We start from the raw sequence: 12433 nt of genomic DNA, 5'->3' as shown, positions 1-12433 counted from the left end.
CTCCCTTAATTTGGATTCAGGCTTATTATATCATCGTATTCCTTCGGAAGCAATAGGACCGTCCCCATGCTTCGGTCGTGAATTTGCCGTGCCCCATGCTTCTAGGTAAATTCAGTATACCCTAATATATCTCCCCTTAGCCAAGTCTAGTTTGCTATTAAAACTATCTTCGGTTATTTTCTCTCAGTCCAATATAATACTGGACTGAGCAAAGTTTAGAATTTCTTTCTATCTGGAATATGTGATGTATTATTCATCTATTAATTCTTTTTGCATATGTATATTATTAAAATTAATAACTAAGTCTTTAATCGTCTTTTTTTTGTTTGCAGGTTCAATAATCATTTCTTGGGTCATCATAGTAATGCAAGCTCTTCTAAGTTTACCATTAATAATCATGATGCATGAACCACATACCCCACGATTGCATCGATTTCTCCTAAATGATAAAGATCTATCCCCGCTATCAAAAATATCCAATAGTACTTGCAAAACATTTTTGTTTTCCTCTAAGGGCACTTGATATTCCTCATACTTGGCTTCATCGGAATTCATTCTTTTTCTTAAAATCTTTATAATAGCTGTCCTACCTTTCATGTATTACCACCTCTCGATAGATTCCTGTGAATTATGATAGTACAGTATGATTAACTGATTTTTTTATAACAAGATGCCTCTTCCACTCTACATTGTCTTCATTAGGATGATCGGTTCTGAAGTGATTTCCCCTACTTTCATTACGAGATTTTGCTGCTTTAGTAACTAATAGCGTATTTTCAACTAAATTACAGAGTTCGATAAGTTCCAGCATTTCTACGTTGTAAATACATTCTCTGCTCCTCAAACAAACCTTATTTAACTTCTCATTTTTTATGACCAGTAATTTATCAATAGCATCTTTTAATGCTACTTCACTGCGTATCACACCTACTTTTTCAAACATTAAGTATTGGAGCTCTCTCTTTATATCTAATATATCCAACCCCTCTTTTTGGTCTTGCTGCACTAGTTTGTGAATCCTTGAGATTTCTTCTGTAATCTGTCTTTTGTTAATAGAACCTTCATTGATTTTTTGCGCATATTGCGCTGCATTTCTACCCGCAATCATGCCAAAAACTACTGCCTCTGTAAGAGCATTGCTAGAAAGTCTATTTGCCCCATCAATTCCACCAGTACATTCTCCAGCTGCATATAGACCTTGGATAGTAGTTTCTGCTTTCTCGTTTATCTTAATTCCTCCGCATTGATAATGTGCACTAGGTGCGACTTCCATTTGTGTCGAAAAAACATCTAACCCATTCATACGCAAATAGTTGTATAAAGCAGGTAAAATTTCTATCATTTTTTCTTTACTGCCTTCAGTCAGATCTATCAATACCCCTCCATGCGGCGTACCTCTTCCTTCTTTTATTTCATTAAAAATTGCCCTTGCGAGAATATCTCTCGTAGTATTTTCTTTTCTAATAGGGTCATACTTTTCCGCAAAGTTGTGCTGTAATCCGTTTATCAGTCTTCCTCTAACTAAGTCTTTATAGTAAACTTCCTCCGGTATGATCAACCCTTTAAGCGAATCAGGGTATACTAGCGCATGTGGATAAAATTGAATGAATTCCATATCTACTAACTCGGCTCCTACATCATAAGCTAATATGTTCCCATCCCCGCTGGAATCTAACGATCCATCTGAAATTCTATAAAGACTCTCATTTCCTCCCGTAGCAATGACAATCGACTTCGTATTAAAACTTATAAATTCTCCTGTCTTAAAATCTATACTAAAAGCACCATTTATAACGCCATCATCAGCACATAGCTTAGTTATCATCACATCTTCCATTATTTCTATACCAAGTTTCTTTGCTTCTCTAAAAATAGGTTGTATTAAACCGGGCCCACCTCCCATTATCCATAAACATCTAGGATGAGAGCTGCCACTGGTTTTATATTGAAAATACTCGCCGTTAGTCAGCTTTTTAAATCTTACACCGTATTTTTCCAGGTATCTTATGCAATTAGGAGCGTGTGTTACAAGTATATCAACTAGTAATGAATTATTAATGTATCTTCCTGCGTCCATAGTATCTTTAAAGTGGTCCTCAGGACTATCTCCACTATAAAAAGATGCCTGTATTCCGCCCTCAGCCATAGGAGTGTTTCCGCTTTTTCCTACTGGACCTTTTGTGACCAATATTACTCTCTCTGCTATCTTTTTAGCCTCAATCGCAGCGAGTACCCCTGCTGTTCCTCCTCCAATAACAAGTACATCTGTTTCGATACTACTTCTTAGCTCTTCCAATTCCTTCATCCTTTCACATACTTCCGCTGGCATGCCAATAATTAAATAGCTTAAGCCCAATGTTACCGGAGCCTAGCTATTCAAGTACTCAGTCCTCCAGAGCATAATAATTTGCCGCAATAAAATCAAAAACTAACTTCGCTGCTACAGTACTCGTCATATTTCTATAATCGGTAAGTGGGTTTACTTCTACTATATCTATTGCATCAACATACGGAGCTAATTCCTTAATAAAAGCATAAAGCTGATAAGGGTTTATACCTCCCGGCTCATTCGCGCCTGATCCAGGAGCAAATGCCGAATCGAGTACATCTATATCAACAGTTAAATAGATATGTTCCGTCCCATTCCCTGCTTTTTCTAATACCTCTCTTGCAACCTGTTTGATATCTCTGTTATAAAAGGCATCCGGATTAATTACTAATATATCATTATCTTTAATAAAATGATAATGTTCTGCATAGTTATAACCTCTGATTCCAACTTGAACAACATTACTTCCTGATATTCTCTCCTTTTCGATTGCCCTTCTTATTTCACTACTACCAGAGAATTTACCCTGAACATAGGAGTCCTCAACTAAATCTAAATGTGCGTCCATCTGAATAATTCCCATGTTTCCTGTAGTGTTCTCATATAACGATATAATACCCGGCCATGTTACAGAATGGTCTCCCCCTAGCAATATTGGCGTGAAACCTTGCTGAAAAAGCTTATCTATCTGCATCTTTATTTCAGCAATGCTTTTTTCGTGATCATATCTACTTATGTAGACATCACCAAAATCTTCTATAATGAGCTTGGACATATCAATGATTCTATTACTTTCTGTATCGAACAATTCATTATTCTTAACTCGGTTAAATATCCATTTCATAGAATTTCTAATCTCACTTGGAGCATATCTTGCACCTGGCCAACCCAACGATGCTGTCGTGTCATACGCAAGACCTAATATACCAAATTTGCTTCTTTTTAATTTCTTCATTTTTATAATCATTCCTTTCTAAAAATTTGAATAATTACTATATTACTATCAATATCTGTGACACAAAACGCATTAAAAGCAAAGAGCCTGAAAATATGCATCGTTTATTGGGGTTTACTACCATCTAATAGTAATTTCACCCCTCCCCTACCGCATAAACAGGCTCTAATTCTTTCTATTATATACTTCCTATGCTAGACTCATATAGGAGATTTATTCACTTAGAGGAACATATTGACCATTCTCGACAGTTAATATAATTAAATCTTTTCCTTCAGGCTCTCCATCCTGATTAAATGTTGTCAATCCAGTAGCCCCTCGAAAATCTTTCGTTTCAGATAATGCTTTCTGTATAGCTTTTTTATCGCTAGAACCTGCTCTTTTAATAGCATTTACCATAACATACATAGCGTCATAAGCATATGGAGACCATGAGTCTGGCTCTTTTCCATACTTATCTTTGAATTTTTTTATAAATTCTTGTACTTCAGGTCTAGGATCAGATGGGTGGAAATAGCTTACAACCGTTGCCCCTTCAACTGCTTGTCCGCCTAATTTAATAAAATCTTCTGTGTAAATACTGTCAGTACAAATTATCGGAATATCTAAACCATTATTTTTTGCCTGTTGGGCAATAAGAGCACCTTCTGTAGGATAGCTTGCCAGCATGATTGCTTCAGCTCCACTGCCCTTTATTTTAGTAACTATAACACTGAAATCCTTTTCCTGCCCTCCGATATAGGATTCGATTGTAGTAATCTCACCGCCTAGCTCTTTGAATGTCTTGTTGAAAACATCTGAAACGCCCTTACCATAATCGTTATTATCATAAACGACGGCTACCTTTTTTATACCTTTCGTCTCGTATAACCATTTTGCTAACTGGCTGCCTTGATAATTGTCCCCTACATTAATTCTGAATATATAGTCACCAATTGTGGGTACGTCTGGATTGGTCGAAGCAATTGCAAGGGTAGGAATGCCATTTGATTGATATATAGGCCCTGCCGCTAGCGTTGCACCGCTAAAAAAGTGTCCTAACATTCCTACTATATTTTTATCATTGATAAGCTTTTGAGCTACACTAACCGCTTCTTTCGGGTCGCCTTTATCATCACCGTATACAAGCTCTATTTGCTTTCCTAAAACGCCTCCATTTTTATTGATTTCTTCTAAAGCTAGTTCAAGACCTTCTTTAGTATATTGTCCATATTGTGCATAATCACCCGTCATTGGGGCTGCCGTTGCAAGCTTAATGGTGTTTGAATTGCTGTTAGCTGCCTGATTCGCACAGCCTACAAGACCTAATAAGTTAACAATTAAAATGAAACTAATAAGAACAATCGTTTTTTTTGACTTTAACATAGTAATCCTCCTAATTTTATTATTTATATTGCAAAATATATGGTTTATCACATTTCGCCAAGATATATTTTCTTTACGCTGGAGTCTTCAAGTAATGAAGCTGCATTTCCCTCTAATACAACATCTCCGACTTCCAATACATATCCGTAATCAGCAACAGATAACGCCATCTGTGCATTTTGTTCAACTAAAAGTACTGTTGTACCTTGCTTATTTATTCTTTTTATATTTTCAAAAACATCTTCTACTATAAGTGGTGCTAATCCCATAGAGGGCTCATCTAAAATCAGAAGTTTTGGTTTTTGAAGGATTCCCCTTGCAATTGCAAGCATTTGTTGCTCTCCTCCACTCAAGGTACCTGCCAATTGTTTTTGACGTTCCCTTAGTTTTGGAAAAGTATCCAGTACTTGCTCTATCTCTAGTTTAAAATTTTTATATTTTATAGTTCTTGAGAAAGAACTAATAATAAGATTCTCTTTAACAGTCAGCTGTGGAAATATATGTCTGCCTTCCGGAATATGTATAAGTCCTTGTTTTGCAATATCATGCGGCTTCTGTCCGGTAATATCCCGATCATTGAATAGTATTTTTCCATTTGAGGGTTTTAAAAGGCATGAAATTGTTTTGAGTGTAGTTGTTTTGCCAGCACCATTATTACCTATAAGCGCTATAATTTTACCCTCTGGCACTTCAAAGCTTATATTATTTACAGCTGTGATGTTACCATACTTCACCGTAAGGCCCTCCACTTTAAGCACGTTGCTTCCTCCTTCCCAAGTATGCTTCTATTACTTTATCATTGGATTGAATATCACTAGCCTTACCTTCAGCTATCTTCACGCCATGGTCCAAAACTATAATTTTATCGGAAATATCCATTACAACCCTCATGTTATGTTCAATCAGCAGAATAGTAATTCCCTTATGTTTTAATTCATTAATAAAATTAACCAATTCTATCGCCTCCTGCATTGTCATGCCTGCAGTAGGTTCATCTAACATGAGTAGTTGAGGTTTAGACGCTAATGCTCTTATTATTTCCAGTCTTCTCTGTTCACCGTAGGATAAATTTTTTGCAATTTCCATACTTTTGTTTTCTAAACCAATTTGCTTTAACAGTTCCATCGCATATTCATAGCACCAAATTTCTTCTTGTTTTGTTTTTGGTGTATCAAATAGTGAATTAAGAATATTCGATTTAAGTTTTATATGAAGACCTATCATAACATTCTCTATCACTGTTAAGTTTGAAAACAATCTAATATTTTGAAAAGTTCTTGTTATTCCGACTTCCGCTATCTTATGAGTAGGTAAATTTGTAATATCATTATCATTAAATATTTTATTACCCTTTGTCGCGGTATAGTGTCCTGATATTACATTAAATAAGGTTGTTTTTCCTGCTCCGTTGGGACCTATAATACTAACAATATCGCCTTTTCTGACATCAAAAGATACATCATCTACTGCTTTTAAGCCTGAAAAATATTTACATATATTATGAATACTTAATAATTCCAAAGTATCACCTCTTTCTAAGAATCAGCCTTGGCCTTCATGAGATTTAGAAAGCGTAACAAAGGCATAATTGCTATATTTCCCAAATATTCTTTTTTCCGGTATAATTCCTTTTGGTTTAAATATCATCATAACAATTAATGCAATTCCATATATCAGCATTCTATACATAGATACAAATCGCAACATCTCTGGAAGCAATAGTAATACTAGAACCCCAAAAACAGAACCAATGATGCTTCCTTTTCCGCCTAATACTACCATACATAAAATAAGAATAGACTCATTTGAAGTAAAATTCATAGGACTGATAAAGCTCATATAATGAGCAAAAAGGCTTCCTGCAATACCGGCAAAAGCAGCCGAAATTGCAAATGACCAAACCTTATAATAGCCAATATTAATCCCCATTGCCGCTGCTGCAATTTCATTTTCTCTTATTGCTACAACTGCTCTCCCGAATCTTGACATACTCAATCTTTTGACTAAAATGATAGTAATAATAACTATTGCATAAACAAGATAAAATAGGACTTGTTTTGTGGCAATTTGATATGAAAATATAGAAGGTAAGGGTATCCTGCTCACCCCCATAGGTCCATTCGTAACATCTTGCCAGTTTAACAATACATATCTTATAATCTCAGAAAACCCAAGTGTAACAATCGCAAGATAATCACCTCTGATTCTAAGGCTTGGAATTCCGAGAAGAATACCAAATATAAATGAAACGATGGCAGCGATGAGCAAACCTATCCAAAAATTATTATAGATTTTAATTGTAAATAAACTCGATATATACGCTCCTATCCCAAAGAAGGCAGCATGTCCTAAATCTAATTCTCCGGCTAAACCGGTAACAATATTTAAACTAACCCCTAAAACAATATAGATACCTGCAACAATTAAAATATGAAGAATATAGTTATTATTAAATACAACCGGAAACAACATTATTAACATAATACCTAGAATAACTAGTAATAATGGTTTTTCACTTAACTTCACTATTGTCTTATTATAAGTTTCTTTTAATTTGCTCATTATATCACCTATACCTTTTCTACTTCTTTTTTACCAAAAATTCCTGTCGGCTTTACTAAAAGTACAATGATCATAATCAAAAACGCTAGTGCATCTTTATACTGTGATGATATAAAACCAGCAGCGAGACTTTCAACAAGACCAAGTATAACGCCTCCAAGCATAGTTCCAGGTATATTGCCTATTCCTCCTAAAATGGCAGCAACAAATGCCTTTAAGCCAACCGTATATCCCATATTAAAAACAATGCTGTTATAGTATATACCCATTAATATTCCTGCAGCTGCCCCTAAAATCGATCCCACTGCAAAAGTAATAGATATCACCCTATTGACATTAATCCCCATAAGACTGGTTGTATCCGAATCTTGCGAAGTTGCCCTCATAGCAATTCCAATTCTGGACTTATAAAGCAAAAAATATAATATAACCATTAAAGCTACAGCTGTTATAAGAATATATATTTGAAGATTAGAAAGTACTAGATCATTAATCTTATTTATTTGGGTCGGAACCACTTGCGGGAAAGGCTTTGTTCCTGAACCCCAAGTTAACATTGCAGTATTCTGCAGTAAAACCGATACGCCAATGGCACTTATAAGTTGCGAAGATCTAGCACCATGTCGAATAGATCTAAACGCTACAATCTCTATAAGTATTCCTATTAATCCACAGAGCAAAATAGCTATAATAAGTGATATCCAGATATTTAACCCTAAAATAGATATACAAGTAAATGCTATAAATGCACCTATCATATATATTTCACCATGGGAAAAATTAATTAACCCTAAAATCCCATACGCCAGAGTATATCCTAGGGCTACAAGTGCATATACCGAACCGATAGTCAAACCATTCAAAATTTGTTGAAATAACAAAACTGTTTACCCCCAATCAAATAAAAAACCTATAAAAATTACAATTTTTGTCTTCGTATATCTAAACTTCTTAATTTACTTATTAATAGCAATAATATATAACGACATAATTATAATTTATTTTGCATAACTATTCAACATAAAGTTGAATAGTTATGCAAAATATTCATTATTTCATTATTTTTCATAAAAGTTTTTTAACTTTAGTATACTACTATTCACTATACTAAAATTCCTTTAGAACTATTTATATTTCGGTGGCAGATTTCGCTTTTATGCATAATAAAAGAACCAGAAAACATTTTTCGGTCCTCAAGTTTGCTGCTATTTACTTATATACTATTCTCTTACTACCCAATCAAGATGTGAATAATTGCTATCTACACTTAGTCCGATCAGTTGTGCATTTCTTTGAACAAAGCATGGAAAGTATCTTGCAAAAGCAATAAACTCGGTCGTGCAAACCGAAGTAAATACGCCCGTATGCTATGTACTAACTTTTATCAACAGTAAACTAGAACATAATAATAAAAATTGCATGCTATAAGGTAGCCTTCTTATATATATTTAACTATAGTTTTGCACTTTTTAAATTACATGCATCAATTACCAGCATAAAAGCACAATAAAATAGGAATATAGATATTGCAGGGCACCGGCCCAATCCCTTAAAAAGGAGCGATTCTGCAATGACTATCTACATTCCTATGGAAATAATCCAGTTACTATTATTTCCAAAAGAATGCTTTAAATGCATAAAAACTTATAATTATTTTATTTGCTATATATGGTGCCTACTTGTGGTTCCAGGCAAGAAAACTACCAGAAAGCTGTATCGGCATTGCTTTTTCTTTCGTAAAGACGTATCTAGTTGGTGTAGGTTCTTTACGGAGTATAAATGGGATTATACAGAAGTTATAAGAAAAATGTTTTTGCTGCTTCTGAACTTGTTCCCAAATGAACTCATGGTACATGGTAAGATTCAAGCCTGCTTTGATACTACTTTGAATGCAAAAGATTCTAAGAAAGTAATCGGCATTCAAAAATGGGATAACCACAGCGGTAATGCTGATGCTGGTGAATATATTATAGGACATCACTGGGGAGTACTTGGTATTACAGGCTTTTTCAAAAACCAATATATTAGCTTCCTTATTTCCTTTAAACTCGTTACAGGAAAGCTTGCAAAGAGCCAATGGAAATGTAATCAATCAGGCCAAGCAGAACCATTAAAAATCTGGGATGTTGCACATGCTCAAATACTCCAGTTAAATCAATGGGTATTACAAAGCGGTCATAAACTACGTACCGTAGAAGATGCATACTTTGCAAACAAACCTTTTATTCAGCCATTGCTTGACCAAGGCATTGATGTTGTTACTAAATTAAGAGCTGATGCTGTAGCACGTTTAGACCCTGAACCGCAATCGCAGAAAAAAAGGGGTCGTAAGCCCAAATATGGCAAACAAATTAAAGTTCGTGAACTTTGGAATCTTACCGAACATGAAATTGTTACTGTACAGCTTTACGGCAAAATTCAAACTATAGAAATTGCTGTAGCCGATGTTTGCATGCTCGTAAACGCTTCATAGTAAGTACCTTTTCTTTAAGTATTATATTTGAGATAATGCTCTCATGAACTATTCAGTCAAAAAAGTTTAGTACTAAACTTTTTTGACTCTAGGGAAGGAGAACATATGAAGACTCAAACAAGTTTAGTGGCAGAGCAGATTCGTATACAAAAATGGTCGGAGCAAATTAAAGATTGTCAGGCTCGACCGGCTGGAATGAAAGTTGATACCTGGTGCGAACAGAATGGTATAACAAAAGCAGCATACTATTTTAGGCTACGACGTGTGCGCGAGGCGTGTTTAGCCCATGCTCAGAATAATGAGTCGCACTTTGTGGAATTGCCTGTACCAACAAACTCAAAACCTGTACATTCATGCCCAAGCGAAAAAACGCTGGCATCTGACACTGTTGCAATACTACATGGAACAAATGATATATCGATTGAATTACTTTCTACTGCATCAACTGAGTTTATTAGTACTCTTATCGGAGCTATCGCTCATGTTAAATGATGGAAACGGATTCAAGAAAATTTATCTGGCAACAGGGTATACCGATCTCCGCAGGGGTATTGAGGGATTAGCCGCCATCATTCGCTTTCAATTTCATCTCGATCCTTATGACACAAACACGTTATTCTTATTCTGTGGAAGACGGTGTGACCGTATCAAAGCGGTCTTATGGGAAGGTGATGGCTTTTTGCTGCTGTATAAGAGACTTAATACAGGTGCCTTTAGTTGGCCAAGATCTGCAGATGAGGCGATTGAAATATCAGAGGAACAGTACCGAATGTTAATGCAAGGGCTAGAGATTGTTGCAAAACGTCCGATTACAGAATTAAAGGATCCACCAAAGGCTATGTAGTTTTTGTGCATTTCGTAGAATTTAAAATTCTTGAAAAGCTGAAATCTGAAAATACTTTTCTATTATCCACACACTGCAATTCTGACCGTGAATTGTTAAGGCCAATTATATAAGAATTATCGGTTTGTGTGGATAACCATTCTAAGATGTCAAAGATTTTTGACCTTTTAGAAAGGTTATCCACCGTCAAAATGACGGAAGGCTAACGAACACAGATTAGCGTAATTACGCTGTATCTGCTATAATTAAGTCCAATAAAAGGAGTTCTTGATTATGGCATTTAAATATACAGAAGAACAATTGAATACAATGGACAAGTCGCTCCTTGTCTCGATGTTTCTTGGTCTGCAAGAACAAATGGATGCGCTTACTCAGGAGACGCACGCTCTTAATGAGAAGATGCAGCTCATGATGGAACAGCTAGTTCTTGCTACCAACCATCGTTTTGGCAGATCCACCGAGAAGATGGAGGATGTTGCTCAGATCCGCTTTATGGAAGTCGATGGGACCATCGTATTCTTTAACGAAGCAGAGGCAGTCTGTGATCTGGATGTGCCGGAACCTGAGGAGCTAGAACAAAGCCCCTCAAAGAAGACAAAGCAGTCCGGAAAGAAAGAAAAAGATTTAGCAGGTCTTCCAACGAACAGAATCAATCATTACATGACAGAGGAAGAATTGACTGCTGAATTCGGTGAAAAAGGCTGGAAACAGCTTCCGGATGTGATTACCAAACGGTATAAGTTTGTCCCTGCAAAGGTAGAAGTCGATGAGCACCATATTGGAGTCTATGCAAGCAAATCAGATGAGCATATGGTAAAAGCAGCGTATCCGAAGGGACTGCTTCATGGTAGTCCGGTATCTCCTTCACTTGGGGCAGCTATCATGAATGGCAAGTATGTGAATGCAGTTCCTCTTTATCGTTTGGAAAAAGAGTTTGAACGTTATGGACTGGCAATTACCCGTCAGAATATGGCGAACTGGATGATCCGTCTTGGAGAAGAATACCTTGGAATCATGTATGATCATCTTCACAAGCTACTCTATGATTATCATGTCATCCAGGCAGATGAAACTCCGGTTCTCGTTAATCGTGACGGTCGACCGGCAGGAAGTAAGAGCTACATGTGGGTATACCGTTCAGGTTTCATGTATAGAGCCAGGCAGATCGTGTTGTATGAATACCAGAAAACGAGGAATGCATCACATCCAAGGACATTCCTAAAGGATTATTCTGGTATCTGCGTAACAGATGGATATCAGGTCTACCACACTGTAGAAAAACAACTTGAGGATCTGACGATTGCTGGGTGCTGGGTTCACGCAAGACGGCGTCTTGATGAAGCACAGAAAGTGATTTCGGAGCCTGCAAGGAAAGAATCCATGGCATATCTGCTCATGAAACAGATCCAGGCCATATATCGTGAAGAAGGCAAGTTAAAGGACCTTACTTCTGAGGAACGACTTAAGCAACGCCAGGTTATAATTAAGCCCATGGTGGATGCTCTATTTGTGTACATCAAACAGCATGAATGTGAAGTCCCGGGAAAAGGAAAACTTCGCGAAGGATTCAATTACTTAATAAATCAGGAACGCTATCTTAAAGTATTTTTAACTGATGGTGATGTTCCAATGGATAACAATGCAAGTGAACGAGCCATTCGTGGCTTCTGTATAGGAAAAAAGAATTGGCAAGTTATCGATACGATAAGAGGAGCAACCAGTTCTGCTATCATCTATAGTATTGCTGAAACTGCAAAGGCGAATAACTTAAAGCCTTATGAATATTTTGAATATCTGTTAACAGAGATTCCAAAACATATGGAAGATACAGATAAATCATTTTTGAATGATCTGCTTCCATGGTCAGATAAGCTTCCGAAAAACATCAAAAAGTCAGAACAATAA

At 36.2% G+C, this 12433-nt stretch carries 12 protein-coding genes and 1 pseudogene; 4 read left to right on the top strand and 9 right to left on the bottom strand.

The features are described from left to right. Positions 1-249: 249 nt before the first annotated feature. From QKW49_RS19275 to QKW49_RS19235, 9 genes and pseudogenes are all read right to left on the bottom strand, one after another. Positions 250-597: a 2Fe-2S iron-sulfur cluster-binding protein gene (locus tag QKW49_RS19275; RefSeq protein WP_282864266.1), complete on the bottom strand. Its 348-nt coding sequence runs from the start codon at positions 595-597 to the stop codon at positions 250-252. Between the two features lie 31 nt (positions 598-628). Then, complete coding sequence (locus QKW49_RS19270) at positions 629-2305, bottom strand: FAD-binding protein (protein WP_282864265.1); 1677 nt, start codon at positions 2303-2305, stop codon at positions 629-631. 79 nt (positions 2306-2384) lie between these two features. After that, on the bottom strand, positions 2385-3284 hold the full coding sequence (locus QKW49_RS19265) for an agmatinase family protein (RefSeq protein WP_282864264.1): 900 nt from the start codon (positions 3282-3284) through the stop codon (positions 2385-2387). Between the two features lie 213 nt (positions 3285-3497). Further along, a complete protein-coding gene (locus QKW49_RS19260; RefSeq protein ID WP_282864263.1) occupies positions 3498-4649 on the bottom strand; it encodes an ABC transporter substrate-binding protein in 1152 nt (383 codons plus the stop codon). Between the two features lie 47 nt (positions 4650-4696). Further along, entirely contained in the window at positions 4697-5407 is a 711-nt protein-coding gene (locus QKW49_RS19255; protein ID WP_282864262.1) for an ABC transporter ATP-binding protein, read from the bottom strand. Then, positions 5400-6170, bottom strand: coding sequence for an ABC transporter ATP-binding protein (locus QKW49_RS19250; RefSeq protein WP_282864261.1), 771 nt, complete (start codon positions 6168-6170; stop codon positions 5400-5402). The genes QKW49_RS19255 and QKW49_RS19250 overlap by 8 nt, the downstream gene beginning before the upstream one ends. 21 nt (positions 6171-6191) lie before the next feature. Then, on the bottom strand, positions 6192-7211 hold the full coding sequence (locus tag QKW49_RS19245) for a branched-chain amino acid ABC transporter permease (protein WP_282864260.1): 1020 nt from the start codon (positions 7209-7211) through the stop codon (positions 6192-6194). An 8-nt stretch (positions 7212-7219) separates the two neighbouring features. Beyond that, the gene (locus tag QKW49_RS19240; protein WP_282864259.1) at positions 7220-8092 is read right to left on the bottom strand and encodes a branched-chain amino acid ABC transporter permease; all 873 of its coding nucleotides are present in this window, start codon (positions 8090-8092) and stop codon (positions 7220-7222) included. Positions 8093-8431: 339 nt separating this feature from the next. Then, positions 8432-8560: pseudogene (locus QKW49_RS19235) on the bottom strand (redoxin domain-containing protein); the annotation flags it as partial. Positions 8561-8781: 221 nt separating this feature from the next. Here QKW49_RS19235 and QKW49_RS19230 point away from each other — a divergent pair. From QKW49_RS19230 to QKW49_RS19215, 4 genes are all read left to right on the top strand, one after another. Next, positions 8782-9684, top strand: coding sequence for a transposase (locus QKW49_RS19230; protein WP_349239044.1), 903 nt, complete (start codon positions 8782-8784; stop codon positions 9682-9684). Between the two features lie 105 nt (positions 9685-9789). After that, positions 9790-10176: an IS66 family insertion sequence element accessory protein TnpB gene (locus QKW49_RS19225; RefSeq protein ID WP_282864258.1), complete on the top strand. Its 387-nt coding sequence runs from the start codon at positions 9790-9792 to the stop codon at positions 10174-10176. After that, complete coding sequence (gene tnpB / locus QKW49_RS19220; RefSeq protein ID WP_282864257.1) at positions 10166-10528, top strand: IS66 family insertion sequence element accessory protein TnpB; 363 nt, start codon at positions 10166-10168, stop codon at positions 10526-10528. Before QKW49_RS19225 ends, tnpB begins: the two co-directional genes overlap by 11 nt. A 273-nt stretch (positions 10529-10801) precedes the next feature. After that, positions 10802-12433 carry an IS66 family transposase gene (locus QKW49_RS19215; RefSeq protein ID WP_282864256.1) on the top strand — a complete coding sequence of 544 codons (1632 nt, stop codon included), beginning with the start codon at positions 10802-10804 and terminating at the stop codon, positions 12431-12433.

It is taken from the genome of Petroclostridium sp. X23, assembly GCF_030013905.1.
Lineage (GTDB): Bacteria > Bacillota > Clostridia > SK-Y3 > SK-Y3 > X23.
This window is presented reverse-complemented; position numbering and strand designations above follow the sequence as displayed.